Annotated in this window: 18 protein-coding genes; 10 read left to right on the forward strand and 8 right to left on the reverse strand. The window is 63.4% G+C overall.

All coding sequences use genetic code 11. The features are described from left to right. Positions 1 to 25 precede the first annotated feature (25 nt). A complete protein-coding gene (locus AC07VH_RS09295; RefSeq protein ID WP_494787288.1) occupies positions 26 to 826 on the forward strand; it encodes an AraC family transcriptional regulator in 801 nt (266 codons plus the stop codon). 15 nt (positions 827 to 841) lie between these two features. On the opposite strand, the gene fliD is transcribed toward AC07VH_RS09295, so the two are convergent. The 4 genes from fliD to alr all read right to left on the reverse strand — a co-directional run bounded on the left by fliD (position 842) and on the right by alr (position 5,449). Further along, positions 842 to 2,227, reverse strand: a complete 1,386-nt coding sequence (gene fliD / locus AC07VH_RS09300) for a flagellar filament capping protein FliD (protein WP_475415258.1) — start codon at positions 2,225 to 2,227, stop codon at positions 842 to 844. A gap of 228 nt (positions 2,228 to 2,455) precedes the next feature. Further along, on the reverse strand, positions 2,456 to 2,776 hold the full coding sequence (locus tag AC07VH_RS09305; protein ID WP_475415257.1) for a PilZ domain-containing protein: 321 nt from the start codon (positions 2,774 to 2,776) through the stop codon (positions 2,456 to 2,458). A 131-nt stretch (positions 2,777 to 2,907) separates the two neighbouring features. Then, positions 2,908 to 4,284, reverse strand: coding sequence for a DNA repair protein RadA (gene radA / locus AC07VH_RS09310; RefSeq protein ID WP_230540493.1), 1,377 nt, complete (start codon positions 4,282 to 4,284; stop codon positions 2,908 to 2,910). A 73-nt stretch (positions 4,285 to 4,357) separates the two neighbouring features. Continuing rightward, a complete protein-coding gene (alr, locus tag AC07VH_RS09315; RefSeq protein WP_494787289.1) occupies positions 4,358 to 5,449 on the reverse strand; it encodes an alanine racemase in 1,092 nt (363 codons plus the stop codon). Between the two features lie 272 nt (positions 5,450 to 5,721). Here alr and lplT point away from each other — a divergent pair, with 272 nt between their 5' ends. Then, positions 5,722 to 6,984: a lysophospholipid transporter LplT gene (lplT, locus tag AC07VH_RS09320; protein ID WP_475415255.1), complete on the forward strand. Its 1,263-nt coding sequence runs from the start codon at positions 5,722 to 5,724 to the stop codon at positions 6,982 to 6,984. Positions 6,985 to 7,059: 75 nt separating this feature from the next. Here lplT and AC07VH_RS09325 read toward each other — a convergent pair whose 3' ends face one another. Genes AC07VH_RS09325 through tsaB form a run of 4 tightly spaced genes read right to left on the reverse strand, consistent with a single transcriptional unit; the run spans position 7,060 to position 10,100 of the window. After that, positions 7,060 to 7,998 (reverse strand): DUF1853 family protein, encoded by a 939-nt coding sequence (locus AC07VH_RS09325; RefSeq protein WP_494787290.1) that lies wholly within the window; start codon positions 7,996 to 7,998, stop codon positions 7,060 to 7,062. Then, complete coding sequence (locus AC07VH_RS09330; protein ID WP_494787291.1) at positions 7,991 to 8,890, reverse strand: uracil-DNA glycosylase; 900 nt, start codon at positions 8,888 to 8,890, stop codon at positions 7,991 to 7,993. Before AC07VH_RS09330 ends, AC07VH_RS09325 begins: the two co-directional genes overlap by 8 nt. After that, positions 8,887 to 9,378, reverse strand: a complete 492-nt coding sequence (gene rimI, locus AC07VH_RS09335) for a ribosomal protein S18-alanine N-acetyltransferase (protein ID WP_494787292.1) — start codon at positions 9,376 to 9,378, stop codon at positions 8,887 to 8,889. Before rimI ends, AC07VH_RS09330 begins: the two co-directional genes overlap by 4 nt. Beyond that, positions 9,375 to 10,100: a tRNA (adenosine(37)-N6)-threonylcarbamoyltransferase complex dimerization subunit type 1 TsaB gene (tsaB, locus tag AC07VH_RS09340; RefSeq protein WP_494787293.1), complete on the reverse strand. Its 726-nt coding sequence runs from the start codon at positions 10,098 to 10,100 to the stop codon at positions 9,375 to 9,377. Before tsaB ends, rimI begins: the two co-directional genes overlap by 4 nt. 251 nt (positions 10,101 to 10,351) lie before the next feature. Here tsaB and dapC point away from each other — a divergent pair, with 251 nt between their 5' ends. The 8 genes from dapC to prmB all read left to right on the forward strand — a co-directional run bounded on the left by dapC (position 10,352) and on the right by prmB (position 18,195). Next, positions 10,352 to 11,581 carry a succinyldiaminopimelate transaminase gene (dapC, locus tag AC07VH_RS09345; protein WP_494787294.1) on the forward strand — a complete coding sequence of 410 codons (1,230 nt, stop codon included), beginning with the start codon at positions 10,352 to 10,354 and terminating at the stop codon, positions 11,579 to 11,581. A 17-nt stretch (positions 11,582 to 11,598) separates the two neighbouring features. Continuing rightward, entirely contained in the window at positions 11,599 to 12,426 is an 828-nt protein-coding gene (dapD, locus tag AC07VH_RS09350) for a 2,3,4,5-tetrahydropyridine-2,6-dicarboxylate N-succinyltransferase (protein ID WP_070223998.1), read from the forward strand. 122 nt (positions 12,427 to 12,548) lie between these two features. Then, the gene (locus AC07VH_RS09355) at positions 12,549 to 14,096 is read left to right on the forward strand and encodes an FAD-dependent oxidoreductase (RefSeq protein WP_494787295.1); all 1,548 of its coding nucleotides are present in this window, start codon (positions 12,549 to 12,551) and stop codon (positions 14,094 to 14,096) included. Between the two features lie 115 nt (positions 14,097 to 14,211). After that, the gene (locus AC07VH_RS09360; RefSeq protein ID WP_494787296.1) at positions 14,212 to 14,928 is read left to right on the forward strand and encodes a hypothetical protein; all 717 of its coding nucleotides are present in this window, start codon (positions 14,212 to 14,214) and stop codon (positions 14,926 to 14,928) included. 10 nt (positions 14,929 to 14,938) lie between these two features. Further along, the gene (locus AC07VH_RS09365; protein WP_489630368.1) at positions 14,939 to 15,547 is read left to right on the forward strand and encodes an RES family NAD+ phosphorylase; all 609 of its coding nucleotides are present in this window, start codon (positions 14,939 to 14,941) and stop codon (positions 15,545 to 15,547) included. A gap of 138 nt (positions 15,548 to 15,685) precedes the next feature. Further along, positions 15,686 to 16,042, forward strand: coding sequence for an ArsC family reductase (locus AC07VH_RS09370; RefSeq protein ID WP_494787297.1), 357 nt, complete (start codon positions 15,686 to 15,688; stop codon positions 16,040 to 16,042). A gap of 69 nt (positions 16,043 to 16,111) precedes the next feature. Then, on the forward strand, positions 16,112 to 17,248 hold the full coding sequence (dapE, locus tag AC07VH_RS09375; protein WP_494787298.1) for a succinyl-diaminopimelate desuccinylase: 1,137 nt from the start codon (positions 16,112 to 16,114) through the stop codon (positions 17,246 to 17,248). Between the two features lie 56 nt (positions 17,249 to 17,304). Next, a complete protein-coding gene (gene prmB, locus AC07VH_RS09380) occupies positions 17,305 to 18,195 on the forward strand; it encodes a 50S ribosomal protein L3 N(5)-glutamine methyltransferase (RefSeq protein ID WP_475415245.1) in 891 nt (296 codons plus the stop codon). Position 18,196 lies beyond the last annotated feature (1 nt).

The following is an 18,196-nucleotide window of genomic DNA, read 5'->3' on the forward strand; positions in this document are numbered from 1 at the left end:
AATTTATCGAATTAAGGCCAAGCTGATGGGTGTACCTATCCTCCACCATACCCGCATGTGTCCGCCGCGGGAAGCGCCCAGCGCGACCATCCCCGTGACGATGATCGCGCGCGATTTGCAACCCGATGAATTCTTGTTACCGCACAGCCACCCCTGGGGCCAGGTCACGATGGCGCTCGAAGGCGTGCTGCGCATCACCGCCAACAACAGCAGCTGGGTGCTGCCGCCGATGCGCGCCATCTGGATCGCGCCCAACGTGGAACATGCCGTCACGATACTGGAAAAAACCCGCTTGCGCCCCCTGTGCATCCATGCCGCGCGCGCGCCGTTCGCGGGCCACGACTGCAAGGTGCTGGAAGTATCGAACCTGCTGCGCCAGCTGATCATGGCGCTGGAACAGCTGGACCCGGGCCAGGAGCCGGCGCGCGAGGCCTTGCTGGCCGAACTGATCCTCGATGAATTGAAACGCTCGTCCACGCGCCCCATCCGCGTCCCCTTGCCCAGCGACAAGCGCCTGAAGACCCTGTGCGACAGCCTGATCGAGAAGCCAGGTTCGAACCAGACCCTGGAACACTGGGCGCAGCTGGTCGGCGCCTCGGAGCGTACCCTGGCGCGGCTGTTCGAACGGGAATTGGGGATGAGTTTTGGCCAGTGGCGCCAGCAGGTGCGCCTGGCGCACGCGGCGCCCCTGATCGCGCGCGGCGTGCCGCTGTCGCAGGTGGCCGAAGAACTGGGCTACGCCAGCCAGTCAGCCTTTTCCGCCATGTTCAAGAAGACCTTCGGCAGTTCGCCGTCGGCCTTCTTTGCCCAGGGCGAACGACTATAGCAAGCGCGCCGTGTTTCAGGCCATGAAATCGAAGAGGGAATTCTTGCCCGTATAACCCGGCAAGGCCGAGTTCGTGCCCATCTGTTCCTGGGCCGAATACGCCTTCACCAGCGCCTGCGCCTGGGCCGTCAGCGCCTTGGCCAGCACGGCTTTCTTGTTGGTCAGGGTGGTGATCTCCTTGCCGACCGTTTGCACTTCCTTGCGGATGATGCTCGTTTCGCCCGTCAGCTCGCCGATCTTGCTGGCGAACTGGTCCGCCACGCCCTTGCCGTTATTGGTAAACATCTTGCTGACGGCGTCCGGATCGGCCGCGATGGCCGCCTTGAGCTTCTTGTCGTCGAGCACCAGCTCGCCGCTCTTGCCCAGGGTCACGCCCGCGCTGCCCAGCACCGACGATGGCACGCCCGTGCTGGCCGTGCGCAGCACTTGCTCCATCTGCGAGCGCACCTGGCCCAGGGCCGTGTCGGATTTCAAATCGCCCTGCTGCAGGCTCTGCAGCTTGCTGTTGAGCTCATTGTAGGCCGTGACGAAACTGGCCACGTTGGTGGCGATCTGGCTGCTGTCCTTGGCGATGACGAGATCCGTCGTGCCCTTTTTCTTCAATTCGATGGTGGCGCCCTCGACGGCCGTCGTCAGGGTATTCGTGGCGCTCTTGATGTCCTTGCCGTCGACGGTCAGCAGCGCGTCCTGCGCGGCGGCCGTCTGCTGCATGCCCTTGCCGGCGCCAGGCGCATAGCTGAGCAGATTACTGACGGCCGCGTCGCCGGACACGCTGATGCGCATGCTGCTGTCGGCGCCGCTCTTGCCATTGATGGCCAGCGAATAGCCGTCGGCGCCCTTCACCACGCTGGCGTCGATGCCCTGCTGCTTCAGCGCGGCGGCGATGCCGTCGAGGCTATTGTTGCTGCTGTCGATGGTCACCGCAATGATCTTGCCGCTGCCGGGCGTAAATTGCTTGCCGTCGGCCGTGCCCACCTCGATCTTGACCAGCGCCGGCGCGCCCGTGCCGATGGCCGCGCTCGAGGATTTCTGCGCGCCGCTGAGCAGGGTCTGTCCCTGCGCCAGTTGCTTGACGTTCAATTCATGGCTGCCGCTGACGGCCTTGTCGGTGGTGGTGGCGCTCAGCACGTCCTTGGCGCTCGACGTGGCCGACGTGGCCAGGCCGCTGCCGGCCATGTTCTTGGCCACGGTCTGGAATTTCGCCAGCGCCGATTGAAGCTGGCCCAGGCCCGAGAACTTGGCCTGGTCGCGCGCCAGGCTGGCATTGAGCTTGACGACGCCCGTGTTCTGCGACTGCATCTGACGCTCCACCTTCGCATACACATCGGCCGAAATATTGCCCTGCGTCGTCTGCTGCGTGTTGTTGGTGTAAGCCCTGCTGTTGATGGTCGAATTAAACATGGTAGGCGTTCCCGTCGGGTGTATGGTCATGGCACACGGTTCAGGTCGTGACCGTGCTGCGCTGAAACGGACGGCAGGCGCGCGTGGCGCGGCGGCGTCCCTCTTCTGGTTGATAATTATGCAGTATTACCGGAATATCAAAACAGCGAACAGAACAGGTTTTTCCTGACTGCAAACCCATATGCACCATGTTAGCGCATTTCACCGGCAGCACTTTCCGGACGCGACTCAGCGCATGAATTTCGAAATGGCGCTGCTGACGGCCATGTCCAGCTGCAGGAAAGTGAGTCCCACCTTGAAACCTGCACTGCTGAAAATACAGTGCGAGACGGACGCGCGCGCCTCGATGATGTGCGCCGAGCCGTCGTAAAACAACTCGAACAGCACCTTGCCCTGCTTGCCTGTCGGCACCGGTTCCGCGATGACGGCCGACATGCCGCCCGGCCCCACATCGAGGGTGCGCGCCGCCACGGGACCCGCGCCATCCATAACCAACATTGCCTTGGCACGCAATATCTTGCGTGCGCCCTGCCTTTGCTCAACTGACACTGTATTCCGCTTCTCTATCAATTCATTGTCGGCGCGAACTCGCTGCGCGAATCCATCGGACAAATATTATAGTTCTAAACGGAAATTTAGTTTGACTTGTCTCAAGCTTGGCATTTAAACCATACCAACTCTTACTCCAGGTCGCGCAATTTATTAAATGCTTCGTCGATGCGCTCCACGCCGATGACCTTGAGGCCTTCGATGACCTGCTTCGGCAGGTTGGACTTGGGCACCACGGCCAGGGTAAAGCCCAGCTTGGCCGCTTCGCGCAAGCGCTCTTGGCCCCTTGGCGCGGGGCGGATTTCACCGGCCAGCCCCACTTCGCCAAACACCACGAGTCCGCGCGGCAAGGGCTTGTTGCGCATCGACGAGTTAATCGCCAGCAACACGGCCAGGTCGGCTGCCGGTTCCGTGATCTTGACGCCGCCGACGGCATTGATGAAGACGTCCTGGTCGAAGGCGGCGATGCCCGCGTGACGGTGCGCCACGGCCAGCAGCATGGCCAGGCGGTTCTGCTCCAGGCCGACGGACAGCCGGCGCGCATTCGGCAGGTGGCTGGTGTCGACGAGGGCCTGGATTTCCACCAGCAGGGGACGCGTGCCTTCCTGCGTCACCATCACGCACGAGCCGGGCACTTGATTATCGTGCTGCGACAGGAACAGGGCCGACGGGTTCGACACCCCCTTCAAGCCCTTTTCCGTCATGGCGAACACGCCCAGTTCGTTGACGGCGCCGAAACGGTTCTTGATGGCGCGCACGAGGCGGAAACTGGAATGGGCGTCGCCCTCGAAATACAGCACCGTGTCGACGATGTGCTCGAGCACGCGGGGGCCGGCCAGCGCCCCCTCTTTCGTCACGTGGCCCACCAGGATGATGGTCACGCCCGTCTGCTTGGCCGCCCGCGTCAGCTGCGCCGCGCATTCGCGCACTTGCGCCACGGAACCGGGCGCCGAGCTGAGGGCGTCCGAATACACGGTCTGGATCGAGTCGATGACCACCACTTCCGGTTTTAAATCGGCCAGCGTGGCGAGAATCTTCTCAAGTTGGATCTCGGCCTGCAATTTGAGTTCCTTGGCGTCGATGACGAGGCGCTTGGCGCGCAGGGCGATCTGCGCGCCGGACTCTTCGCCGCTGACGTACAGCACCCGCTTGTGGTGCGACATGTTCGCCAGCGCCTGCAGCAGCAGGGTCGACTTGCCGATACCGGGATCGCCGCCAATCAGCACGACGCCGCCCGCCACCATGCCGCCGCCCAGCACGCGGTCGAATTCCTCGATGCCCGTGCCGAAGCGGGGCACGTCGATGGCGTCGATATCGTCGAGCGACAGCACGGGCGCCGTCTGCGCCAGCGACATGTGCTGCGGGTTCGAATAGCGGTTGTTGCCGCCCGTCTCGGGCAGGGTTTCCACCATGGTATTCCACTGGTTGCACGAGGTGCATTGCCCCATCCATTTGTTGCTGATGGCGCCGCAATCGCTGCAGGTGTAGATGGTCTTGACTTTTGCCATGGTGTACTTTGCCCGGGTAAGATGAAACAGCTGGTTATATATACAGTATATACAAACCGCGCTTGCGCGTCACCTACGCTTCGCTCACCGGAACGCGCGGCGCCAGCGCGCACATCAGCTCGTAGCCGATGGTGCCGGCGGCCAGAGCCACCTCGTCGATCGGCATGCCCTGGCCCCACAGGGTGACGGCACTGCCGACCTTTGCGCCAGGTACCTGCGTCAGGTCGACCATCAGCATGTCCATCGACACCCTGCCGATCAGCCCCGTGCGCACGCCGTCGACCAGCACGGGCGTGCCTTCGGGGGCGTGGCGCGGGTAGCCGTCCGCATAGCCGCACGCCACCACGCCCACCTTGACGTTGCCGGCCGCCTCATAGCGGCTGCCGTAGCCGACCACTTCGCCAGCGGCGATATCCTGGATGCCGATGATGCTGCTGCGCAAGGTCATGGTGGGCAGCAAGCCGAAGTCCTGCGCGGACATGCCGCCGGGAGCACCGCTGGGCGTGCCGCCATACAGCATGATGCCGGGGCGCACCCAGTCGCTGTCCAGATGGTGCATCAGCAGGCCGGCCGAATTGCACAGGCTGCGCGGCAGCGGCGTACCGATGCTGACCGCGCCCGCCTCAAAACGCAGCATCTGCTGCGCCAAGGGCAAGCGCGTGGGCCCCGCCTCGTCCGCATTGGCGAAATGCGTCATCAGGGTAATCGTGCCGATATGCGGCATGGCGCGCAGGCGCGCATACGCACCCGCCACGGCAGCCGGCGTGAAGCCCAGGCGGTTCATGCCCGTATTCATTTTCAGGTGCACGTCAATGGCGTGCGGCAAGCGCGCCGCTTCCAGCATGGCGATCTGTTCCTCGCAATGCACGCTGCCGTTCAAGCCATATTGGGCCATGAGCGGCAAATCGCTGGCATCGAAAAATCCTTCCAGCAGCAGGATGGGCTTGCTCCAGCCCAGTTCGCGCAAGCGCACGGCGTAATCGACCTCGACCAGCGCCAGACCATCGGCCTCGGCAAAGCCCCGCATGGCCCGTTCCAGGCCATGGCCATAGGCATTTGCCTTGACGACGGCCCACACCTTGGCGCCGCGGGCAGCGGCACGGGCGCGCGCCAGATTGTGTTGCATGGCATCGAGATGGATGGTGGCGAGGAGTGGCCTGGGCATAAGCGTGACACACGGCAAGTGGGAAAGCCGTATTTTACCGGATGGGCCGCAAGCGGGCGCCGCTAGCCGGTCCGCCGGCGCGCGCCGCAAGCGGGAGCCAGACCGACGCACAGGACACCATGTACAAAATGCTCACATGTGATGTATTTTTCTACGGCAGATTAATTAAGCTTCGCTTAGGCAAGACTATGCAAAGCGGCCCCGTCCAAACTTGGGGTTTGCCGTTTTTTCGTGGTATAAAGCAAGCCAGATATGATTTCAGGCATTCCAGAATGAATCGTGGTTTTTATACCATCATGGCGGCGCAGTTCTTTTCCTCGCTGGCCGATAACGCCCTCTTTTTTGTCGCCGTCGATTTATTGGTGTCCATGAAATCCCCGGCGTGGATCACGCCGCTACTCAAATTATCGTTCGTCTTGTTTTACGTGCTGTTGGCAGCTTTTGTCGGCGCTTTCGCGGATGCTTTGCCGAAAGGCAAGGTCATGTTCATCGCCAACATGGTCAAGATCTTCGGCTGCGCCCTCGTCTTCTTCCATGTGCACCCGCTGCTGGCCTATGCCGTCGTCGGCTTCGGCGCGGCCGTGTATTCGCCCGCCAAGTACGGCATCCTGACGGAACTGCTGCCGCCGGAAAAGCTCGTGGCGGCGAACGGCTGGATCGAAGGCTTGACCGTCACCTCCATCATCCTCGGCACCGTCATGGGCGGCGCGCTCGTCAGCGGCCACGTGTCCGACCTGCTGCTGTCCTTCGACTTCCCCCTGATCGACACGGGCATCACCAGCAAGACGGAAGCGGCCCTGTGCGTGGTGGTCGGCATCTATGCGCTGGCAACCCTGGCCAACCTGAAGATTCCCGACACGGGCTGCGTGTATCCGCACCAAGAACGCAATCCTATCAAACTGATCACCGATTTTGCCAATTGCTATTCCATCCTGTGGAAAGACAAGCTGGGCCAGATCACCCTGGCCGTGACGACCCTGTTCTGGGGCGCTGGCGCCACCTTGCAGCTGATCGTGCTGGAATGGGCCAAGCAATCCTTGAACATGCCGTTCGACAAGGCGACCAGCCTGGTGGGCGTGGTCGCCATCGGCGTGGCGGCCGGCGCCGTGCTGTCGGCGCGCTTCATTCCGCTGCGCAAGTCGCTGACCGTCATTCCGCTCGGCATCGCCATGGGCGTGATCGTCATGATGATGACGCAAGTACACTCCGTATGGATCGCCTACCCGCTGCTGATCCTGATCGGCGCCCTGTCCGGCTTCTTCGTCGTGCCCATGAATGCCCTGCTGCAACATCGCGGCCACGTCCTGATGAGCGCGGGCCATTCCATCGCCGTGCAGAACTTCAACGAGAACCTGTCGATTCTCACCATGCTGGCCGTGTATTCGATCATGATCCGTTTGCACCTGCCACTCAATATCATCATCACCCTGTTCGGCCTGTTCGTCGCCGGCACCATGTACGCCATCATGCGCAAGCACAAGCTGAACCAGGCTGAGCATGACAACTTGTCATTGATTGGCGAGCAGAAGCATTAAGCAATGTGGCGTCGGATTACGCGCTATGCGCTAATCCGACCTACATGACTCCGGCGTTACGGCTGTGGTTCATGGTTACGCAGGTAGCGCACCTGCTATCCGCCGCGCGGCAGCCTGCTCCGTCCAGTCATGCGGCACGACAAAACCGCGCGTGCGCTCCACTTCCCAGCCTTCGATAGTATCCACCGTGGCCACCATCACCGGTTGCGCCAGATCAAACAACTGCGCGCGCAAGGCTTCCACATCCAGCACTGCCACCCCGCACCCCTTGAACGGCGCCAGCCATTGCAGGCGCGGCAGCACGATATAACGCTGTTCCGGCAATTGTGCCGGCGTGCACCAGAAGCCGTGACCGTGTGCCGGGGAAATGCCGTCCATGCCGGGCGCCGTGCCGAGGGCGTAAAACAGCCAGCCCTTGACGAGCGCCTGCGCCGCGCGCACGGGCTGCGCCAGCAGGCTTTGCGCGGCCGGATGGCGGGACAGGGCCAGTTGCTTGTCGAGAATCTTGCGCATCTTCAAGCCCAGGGTGTCGGCCAGATTCGGGCCGATCAAGTGGTTGAAGACGCCGGGATCGGGCGTGCCTTCGAGCAGGTAGAACTTGGTGGCGAATTCCCAGTGCAGCAATTCGCTGTCGTCATGCAGCAGGAAATCGAATTCGCCGACCGTGTCGTTGCGGTTGACCTGCACCTGCAGGCCATGCGCAGCCAGCACGCCGTGTTGCTCAAAATAAAAGGCCAGCAGCTTTTCAGCATACAGGCCCAGGCGGGAATAGAATTTCGACCCCAGCGCCGCATCGAGCGGCGATGGGTCATCCTGCAGCGCCCCCAGCCAGGCGGCCACGGCAGGCGTAACGGGAGGCAAGCTGGCGATGTGCCCGCCCCAGTGGGGGCTGGACGGGTCCAGCAAGTCGGGCGAGTCGAGCAGCCAGGCCAGCGCCCGCACGCGGGGGTGCGTCAGATGGCCCCAGCGCTGCTCGAAGCGGGCCTGGAAAGTAGCGACGGCCGTATCAACCACCGTGCGTGCTTTTCGCCAGGCACAGGTCGGCCCAGGCGCGCGCCTTGGCCTTGCCCGTCTCGTCCTGCAACAGCATTTCCGGATGGAAGGTGGCGATCAGCGAGGCATTGCCCAGCTGGCGCACCTTGCCGCGCGCGGGCTTTTCGCCGGGATGGATGCCGGCGGCGGCCATCGAGCCGAGCGTCAAAATAGTGCGCGGCTGCAGCAGAGCCAGTTCGCGGTCAAAATACGGGCGGCAGGCGGCGGACTCGGCCTCGGTGGGCAAGCGTTCCTGGCCCGCCGCGTCGAGCGGACGGCATTTCAGCAAGTGCGTGATGTACACGTCGCTGGCCGCGTCAACGGCGATGGCTTTCAACATATTGTCGAGCAACTTGCCCTGCTCGCCCGGCAAGGCGCGCCCTTCCCGCTCTTCCAGCCGGGACGGGCTGCTGGCCAGCATCAGCCAGGCACCCTGGCGGTCGCCACGGCCCATGACGACGCCCTTGCGCGTCTTGCACAAGTCGCAGCGCGCGCATTTGGACACGGCGGCCGCCAAGCCATCCCAGTCGAGGGCGGCGATGTCCGTATCGCTGAGCTGTCTGGCGGGCGGCGGCAGAGGCGCATCGTCGAACCAGGCCGTATCGTCGGGCGCGGCGGCAGGCAATGGCGTAGCGGCAACGGCGACGGGCGCTTCGGCCCGCACCTCGGCGGCAACTTCGACGACGACCGCAGCGGCCACCTCGGCAACCACCTCGATCACGGCTTCAGCGGCTTCGGCCACGGTTGGCGCCAAAGCGGTTTCCATCTCCACGGGAGCTTCAAGAGCTTCAATAGCCTCGGGGGCAACACCCTGGCGCAGGCGCCACAACGGCCCCACGCCCATTTCATCGAGGAAAACGGCGCTGCGGCTCATAAGGTATAACGCATGACGATGGCGTCCTCACGTTGCGAATTGGCCGCCGGATAATATCCCTTGCGGCGGCCGATCTGTTCAAATCCATAGCGCTGGTAAATATCGAGCGCGCGCGTATTCGACGGGCGCACTTCCAGCAGCATCGATTCCATGCCCAGCTGGCGCGCGCAGGCGCAGGACTGGTTCAGCAGGAAGCGGCCCAGTCCCTGCCCCTGGATGGCGCCCTCGACGGCCACGTTCAGCAAATGCGCTTCGTCGACGACCAGCATCAGCAAGAAGTAGCCGAGCAAGGTGCCATCCACGTCGCGCAGCACCCAGGCCGGGTAGCCGCTGTTGAGGGAATCGACGAAGTTGCCGTGCGTCCAAGGATGCGGATACACGCGCTGCTCCAGCGCCAGCACCTCCAACAGGTCCGCCTCACACATCGGCTGATAGTCGAGGCGCAGCAAGTCCCAGCCGGCAGCATTGTCGTGGCCCTCCACGCTCATTGCGCGGACTCCGTGGCGGCCTTGGCCTGTTGCATGTCGAGGCGCTCGGCACTGGTATACGCGATCTTGTTGCGCAAATACAAAGGCTGCGCCTCGGCCGCCGTCACGCACTGGCCGGCCGCAAACGCGATGCGCGCCAGCTGCGCCACCTGCACGGCGTGCGGCATGATGGCGGCATCGGCCGTGGCGGCGCACGGCAACGCAGCCAGCGCTTCGGCGTAGGCGCCAAAGCCGTTGCCGCAGCCGGCCACGTCGCCTTGCGGCGCCACGCCGGCCGGCGCGCTCAGGGCCGGCGGCAGCACGGCTTGCAAGCCATCTTGATAGTCGTACTGCGCCCAGTACACTTCGCCCATGCGGGCGTCGAGCACGGTCACGATGCGCTGTGCGCCATGCTGCTGGTGGCAAGCGAGGGCCATGGCGTCGAGCGTGACGACGGGCACGACGGGCAGCTTGGCGCCATAGGCCAGGCCCTGCGCGATGCCGCAGGCCGTGCGCACGCCCGTAAACGAGCCGGGGCCGGAGCCGTAGGCGATGGCATCCACGTCGGCCAGGGTCACGCCCGCTTCCGCCAGCAATTCCTGCACCATCGGCAAGATCGACTGGGAATGGGTGCGCACGCCCGACGAGGCACGGGACAGGACGACATCGCCGCGCAGCAAGGCGCAGGAGGCGAGTTCGGACGAAGTTTCAATGGCAAGCAAGGTGGGAAGTAAGATAGGCATGCCGTATTTTACCTTGCCGCGCCATGGCGCGGCACTCCCCGCTGCGGCCTGCCCGGAGCAGGCGGGCAGCGGTCAAGCTGACGCGGCTTGCACAGCGGCCCCGCGAGGACGGCTATAATGAAAGACGCAGCCTATTATTTGACCGGCATCAAGTCTGCCGCGCCAAGCAATCGTTCAGTCATGACTAAGCAACACTACCAAGCTACATCGCTCAGCAACATCGTCTTTCCACTCTTGCCCTGGTCCGTTCCGTGAATCCACTTCTTGCTAAACTGCAACCATATCCATTCGAAAAGCTGCGCCAGCTGTTTGCCGGCGTGACGGTCAATCCCGAGTATGCGCCCATCAGCCTGGGCATGGGCGAACCCAAGCACCCGACGCCGGCCTTCATCGAGCAGGCGCTGGTCGACAATATCCACGGCCTGGCCAGCTATCCGACCACCATCGGTTCGGAAGCCTTGCGCAGCGCGATTGCCAGCTGGCTGGAGCGCCGCTACGGCATCCCCAAGCTCAATCCTGCCACGCAAATCCTGCCCGTGAACGGTTCGCGCGAAGCGCTGTTTGCGCTGGCGCAAACGGTGATCGATCCGTCGGCCGGTTCGCTCGTGATCAGCCCGAATCCGTTCTACCAGATCTATGAAGGCGCGGCCTACCTGGCCGGCGCCGAACCGTATTTCGTCAACTCCGACCCGGCGCGCAATTTCGGCTGCGATTACGACAGCGTACCGACCAGCGTGTGGGAAAAGGTCAAGCTGCTGTTCCTGTGTTCACCGGGCAACCCGACGGGCGCCGTGCTCACCCTGACGGACTGGGAACACCTGTTCGCCCTGTCCGAGCGCTACGACTTCGTCATCGCCGCCGACGAGTGCTATTCCGAGATCTACCACGGCGACACGCCTCCGCTGGGCGCGCTGCAGGCGGCGCACATGCTGGGCCTGTCCACGATCGAGCGCCCGTATGCGCGCCTGGTGGTGTTTTCCAGCCTGTCGAAGCGCTCGAACGTGCCGGGCATGCGCTCGGGCTTCGTCGCCGGCGACGCGGAAGTACTGAAAAAATTCCTGCTCTACCGAACCTACCACGGCGGCGCCATGAGCCCCGCCGTGCAGGCGGCCTCCGTCGCGGCCTGGAACGACGAAACCCATGTCGAGGAAAATCGCGCCAAGTACCGCGCCAAGTTCGACGCCATCACGCCGCTGCTGCAATCGGTGATGGACGTGCAATTGCCGGACGCCGGTTTCTACCTGTGGGCCGACGTCAGCCGCACGGGACTGTCCGACACCGAATTCGCGCAACGCCTGTACGCCGAATATAATGTCACGGTATTGCCTGGCAGCTACCTGGCGCGCGACGCGCACGGCATCAATCCGGGCCGCAACCGCATCCGCATGGCCCTGGTGGCCGAAACGGCCGAAGGGCTGGAAGCGGCGTTGCGCATAGTAAAATTCTGCCAGCAGCTTTCCGCATCCGCATCAACCAACTAAATGAACAAGACATCATCATGAGCCAACAACTGCAAACCATCATCGACCAGGCCTGGGAAAACCGCGCCGAGATCAATCCGCGCAACGGCACGGCCGAACTGCGCGACGCCGTCTCCCACGTCATCAATGGCCTGGACAACGGCAGCATCCGCGTGGCGGAAAAAACCTCGGGCGACTGGGTCGTCAACCAGTGGGTCAAGAAAGCCGTGCTGCTGTCGTTCCGCCTGGAAGACAACGTCGTCCTGCCATCAGATGGCACGATGCAGTTCTACGACAAGGTGCCGACCAAGTTCGCCAACTACACGGCCGAAGACTTCGCCAAGGGCGGTTTCCGCGTGGTGCCGCCAGCCGTCGCCCGCCGCGGCAGCTTCATCGCCAAGAACGTCGTGCTGATGCCGTCCTACGTCAACATCGGCGCCTACGTCGATGAAGGCGCCATGGTCGACACCTGGGCCACCGTCGGTTCCTGCGCGCAGATCGGCAAGAACGTCCACCTGTCCGGCGGCGTCGGCATCGGCGGCGTGCTGGAACCGATGCAAGCGAACCCGACCATCATCGAAGACAACTGCTTCATCGGCGCCCGCTCGGAAATCGTCGAAGGCGTGATCGTCGAAGAAAATTCCGTCATCTCGATGGGCGTGTACATCGGCCAGTCGACCAAGATCTACGACCGCGCCACGGGCGAAGTGACCTACGGCCGCGTGCCAGCAGGCTCCGTCGTGGTCTCGGGCAACCTGCCTTCGGAAGACGGCAAGTACTCGCTGTACTGCGCCGTGATCGTCAAGCGCGTCGATGCAAAAACCCGCGCCAAGACGGGCATCAACGAGTTGCTGCGCGGTATCTGATGACTGCGCCGCAAGGCGCACGCAGCACCCTGAATGTCCCGCTCCGGCGGGACATTTTTATTTCCGACTAGCAACTTCAATCGTCCCGCTGTCCTGTTCCATCCTGTCCTATACTGGATGGCATGAATACTCCTCCCGTCTTGATCGTCGGCGCCGGTCCTACCGGCCTCATGCTTGCCTTGCGCCTGGCGCGCCATGGCGTCGATTGCCGCATCATCGATAAAAACAGCGGCCCCGGGCAGGCGTCGCGGGCCATGGCCGTGCATGCGCGCACCCTGGAGTTTTACCAGCAGCTGGGCTTTGCGGACGAGCTGGTCAGCCTGGGCATCAAGATCAATGCCATGCACATCCATGAAGGGGGCGAAGAGCTGGTAAAACTGGCGCTGGGCGAGATCGGCGAAGGGCTGAGCCCCTATCCTTTCGTGCTGAGCCTGCCCCAGGACGAGCATGAACGCTTCCTGATCAGCAAGCTGGCGGCGGCCGGCGTGCACGTGGAATGGAACGTCACGCTGGACCTGTGGACGCAGGACGATAGCGAAGTGCAAGCCATCCTGCTCAAGGATGGCGAACGTCAATATTGCACGTTTGACTATATCTGCGGCTGCGACGGCGCCCGCAGCAAGGTACGCGAGATCGCCGGGTTCGCGTTCTCGGGCGGCACCTACGACCACCTGTACTACGTGGCCGACGCGCAAGTGGCCGGCAACAATACGGATTTGCACGCCCACCTGGGCGCGAACTCTTTCGCGCTGATGCTGCCCGTGCGCACCAGCGGCATGCAGCGCCTGATCGGCATCCTGCCCGACCGTTCCGACGGCGCGCCGGCGCCCGTCTTCGACGACGTGCGGGAACAGGTGCAAGCCTTGCTGGGCATCCACGTCGAACACGTGAACTGGTTTTCCACCTATAAAGTGCATCACCGGGTAGCGGCCCAATTCCGCGCCCGGCGCTGCTTCATCCTCGGCGACGCGGCCCACTTGCACAGCCCCGTGGGCGGCCAGGGCATGAACACGGGCCTGGGCGACGCCGTCAACCTGGCCTGGAAACTGGCGCAAAAGCTGCACGGCCAAAGCAACGATGCCCTGCTCGACACCTATGAAAGCGAGCGCATCGTGTTTGCCCGCAAGCTCGTCGCCACAACCGACCGCGCCTTCCAGTCCATCGTCGCGCAAGGCATCGCCGGGCAATTCCTGCGGCGCTGGCTGGTGCCGCACGCGCTGCCCTTCCTGTCCGGCTTCGCGCGGGCGCGCCGCTTGCTGTTCAAGACCGTATCGCAAATCGAGATCAGCTATGAAGACAGCGCCCTCTCCGCCGGCCATGCGGAATACCTGCGCGGCGGCGACCGCCTGCCCTGGTTCTCGGACGGCACGCAAGACAATTTTATCGCCCTGCGCAGCATGGATTGGCAATTGCACATCTATGGCGAGCCGGCGCCCGAGCTGCTCGACGAGGCGCGCGTGCTGAAACTGCCCGTGCATTGCTACACCTATAACGTGGCCGCCAAGCTGGCCGGCCTGGGCCGCGACGCTGCCTACCTCGTACGCCCCGACGGCCACATCGCGCTGGCCCTGCACCTGCAGGAAAGCGGCGCCCTGCGCGCCCTGGCCTTGCGGCTGGGCCTGCATTTCGGTCCTGCCGAACCGGGCAAGGCGGCGCCACGGCCCGTGTAGGCCGCCGCACTCGAGGTTTGTGCTGCATCAACGCGTTGAGATTTAATTTACTTGCTTTGTTTGCTTTGTTTGACTTCGTGTCCTATGCTGAAACATGCATTGCAAGGAGTTGGCCATGTCAAACACATCAAACACACGTCGCCCTGCCGGCAATGGCGACACCGGCACAATTGATGAGGCAGTCACCGAAGCCGCCCATGCTCCAGCCGCGCCCTCGCTGGCCAGGCAGCTGGCGGATACGCTGGCCGCCAGCGCCACCGGCTTGCGCTTCAACATTGCGCAAGACACCTTCCAGGAAGCCTATGCATCGCTGCTGGACGCCGTACCGCACGACGACCGGCCCGCGCTGCTGGCGCAAATGCGGCGCGATCTCGATATCGTGGCCGAGCGCGAACTGAACCTGGCTTCCGTCCTCGACATTCAGGCAGGCCACGTCAGCACCCGGCAATTCATGCGCGGCCTGGAAGAGCAGGAACGGCAGCAGCGTGAAAAAGACGTGGCCTCGCACAGCTTGCTATCCGGCCCCGAATTGCGCGCCCGGCTGGCAGTCACGCCGCAGGCAATCAGTGCGGCACTGAAAGCCAGGCGCCTGTTCGCCTTGCGCGGCGCCTCCGGCGAATATGTTTACCCCGCATTTTTCGCCGATCCCCGCCACGACCGCCACACCCTGGAAAAAGTCAGCAAAATTCTCGGCGACTTGCCCGGCGCCGCCAAATGGGACTTTTTTACCGCCCCGCGCCTGTCGCTGGGCGGCAAGTCGCCGCTGCAAGCCCTGGCAAAAGGAAAACTCGACGCCGTGATGGCGGCCGCCCGCGCCTACGCCGACGAATAGCGGCGACACCGTGGCAACCTTGCGCCTGCCCCGCTTGCCGCAACTGCCCGCAGCGCTGCAAACGGTGCGCTGCGATCCCGCCACCTTGTACCGGGTTTCCGGCCATGCCACGGGTGAACCGTACTTCGGCAGGGCGAATACCTACCGCTTCGACGATCCCCACCCGCAAGCGGCGGCCCGTTTCGGCACCTGCTACCTGGGCGCATCGCTGGCCGTGGCGCTGGCCGAAACCCTGCTGCACGACCGCAAGCCCATCCGCAACCACTTCATCATCGGCCTGGCCGTGATACAGGCGCGCTTTGTCATACGGTTCACGGGAGAAACACTCATCCTGGCCGACCTGACGGGTGCCGCCCTCCGGAAGCTGGGCGGCCACGCGGGGCTCAGCGGCACATCGTCGTGTCAAACCACCAAAGCCTGGTCGGCCGCCATCCATGCGCATCCGGACGAGGTCGATGGCATGCTCTACATGTCGCGCCACAAGAATGATGAAACGGCAGGGGTGCTGTTCCACCGCGCCGCGCCCAAGCTGGCGATGGCATCCGCCACGCCGCTATCCACGCACCGCGACTTCGGCCAGGTGGCCACGCAACTGGGCATTCGCAGCGCCTGGCCCTGAACCTGCCCGCAACATGCAACCGTGTTGCACTGCCGCATCGACTGCGCATCGACTGTATAATGGCGGCTACCATCGCATTTTGGCCTGGCGCAAGCGCCGCGATCAAGCGAACCGCATTCATTCCCCTTAGCCCTACCCATGACGACCATTACACTCTACGGTATCCCCAACTGCGATACCGTCAAAAAGGCCCGCACCTGGCTGGCCGCGCAGCAACTCGATTTCACCTTCCACGACTTCAAGAAGCAGGGCCTGGAACGCGCCACAGTGGAAGCGTGGCTCGGGCAATTGCCGTGGGATGTGCTGGTCAACAAGAAAGGCACGACCTGGCGCGCCCTGTCCGACGAGCGCAAAGCCGCCACCGTCGACGCCGCCAGCGCCCTGGAACTGATGCTGGAAAACCCATCCATCATCAAGCGCCCCGTGCTGGACAAGGATGGAAAGTATAGCGTGGCGTTTTCCGATGCCCAGTACAAGAACATTTTTTCAGTTTAAACCCGACACCTGCAAAGCTGGGGTCGTACGGGGACGCCGAGTCCCAAGGGTACGACCCCGCTCCACACCATGACCACCTCCAAAACCCTCGCCCTGACCGAAAAACTGATCGCCCTGTCCTCGGTCACGCCCGACGACAAAGGCTGCCAGCAGCACCTGATCGACCTCCTCACGCCGCTGGGCTTTGTCTGCGAGACGATCCAGTCGAACGACGTCACCAACCTGTGGGCACGCCGCGGCACCACCTCGCCCGTATTCGTCTTTGCCGGCCATACGGACGTGGTGCCGACCGGCCCCGTCGAGCAATGGCGCTCGCTGCCCTTCATTCCCACGCACCGCGACGGCAAGCTGTACGGCCGTGGCGCGGCCGACATGAAGACCTCGATCGCCGCCATGGTGGTCGCTTGCGAGGAATTCATCGCCGCCACGCCCGGGCACACGGGTTCCATCGCTTTTTTGATCACCAGCGACGAGGAAGGCCCGGCCACGGACGGCACCGTCATCGTCTGCGAGCAACTGAAGGCGCGCGGCGAGCAGATCGACTATTGCCTGGTGGGCGAGCCGACCTCGAGCGCGCAGCTGGGCGACATGATCAAGAACGGCCGCCGCGGCTCCCTGTCAGGCCGCCTGACGATCAAGGGCGTGCAAGGCCATATCGCCTACCCGCACCTGGCGAAAAACCCGATCCACGAGGCGGCGCAGGCGCTGGCCGACCTGGTCGAAGAGAAATGGGACGCCGGCAACGAGTATTACCTGCCGACCTCGTGGCAAATGTCGAACATCAACGCGGGCACGGGCGCCAATAACGTGATTCCGGGCGACATGGTGATCGATTTTAACTTCCGCTTTTCCACGGCCAGCACGGCGGAAAGCCTGCAGGAAAGGGTGCACGCCATCCTCGACAAGCATGACTTGCAATACGATTTACAATGGACCCTGAGCGGCCTGCCCTTCCTCACGCCGCGCGGCACCCTCTCCGATGCGCTGTCGTCGGCCATCCTGGAAGAAACGGGCCTCACGACGGAGCTGTCGACCACGGGCGGTACCTCGGATGGCCGGTTTATCGCGCAACTCTGCCCCCAAGTGATAGAATTCGGGCCGCCCAATGCCAGTATTCACAAGATCGACGAGCACATCGAACTGCGCCACATCGATCCCCTGAAGAATATTTACCGGCGCACGCTGGAGCATTTGCTGCCCGTCTGAACCAGAATACCGAGGCCCGTCACGGCGGGCCAGAACACCGTCTTTTCGAGAATGCCATGACCCCGAACCCGTTTTCCACGCCACGCGACCTGCTGCGCTACGCCGTCACCCGTTTCAACACCGCCAAGCTGTTTTTCGGCCACGGCAGCGCCGAAGCGTTCGACGAAGCGGCCTATCTGATCCTGCACACCTTGAAGTTGCCGCTCGACAAGCTCGAACCGTTTCTCGACGCCAAGCTGCTGCCGTCGGAAGTGGCCAGCGTGATGACGGTCATCGACCGCCGCAGCATCGACCGCGTGCCGGCCGCCTACATCACCAAGGAAGGCTGGCTGGGCACGTATAACTTCTACGTCGACGAGCGCGTGATCGTGCCCCGCTCCTTCATCGCCGAGCTGATCCCTGAATACTTCTCGCCATGGGTGGCGGAACCGGAAGCCGTGGAAAACATCCTGGAACTGTGCACCGGTTCGGGCTGCCTGTCGATCATGATGGCCGACGCCTTCCCGAACGCCAGCGTCGACGCCGTGGACATTTCCGCCGATGCGCTGGCCGTGGCCAAGCGCAACGTCGACACGTACAAATTGCAAGACCGCGTGCACCTGATCGAATCGGACCTGTACACGAACGTGCCGGCCAAGAAATACGATTTGATCATCAGCAACCCGCCTTACGTGAATTCCGCGTCGATGGGCGCCCTGCCCCAGGAATACCTGGCCGAACCGCAGATCGCCCTCGACGGCGGCAGCGACGGCATGGACCTGGTGCGCAAGATCATCGCCGGCGCAGCCGAGCGCCTGACGGACGACGGCATCCTGATGATTGAAATCGGCAACGAACGCGCCTACGCGGAAGCGGCCTTCGGCGAGCTGGGCCTGACCTGGCTGACGACGAGCGCCGGCGACGACATGGTATTCCTGCTGACGGCCGAGCAGCTCAAGCTGGTTTGAT

The organism is Janthinobacterium sp. GW821-FHT03C10 (assembly GCF_059420865.1).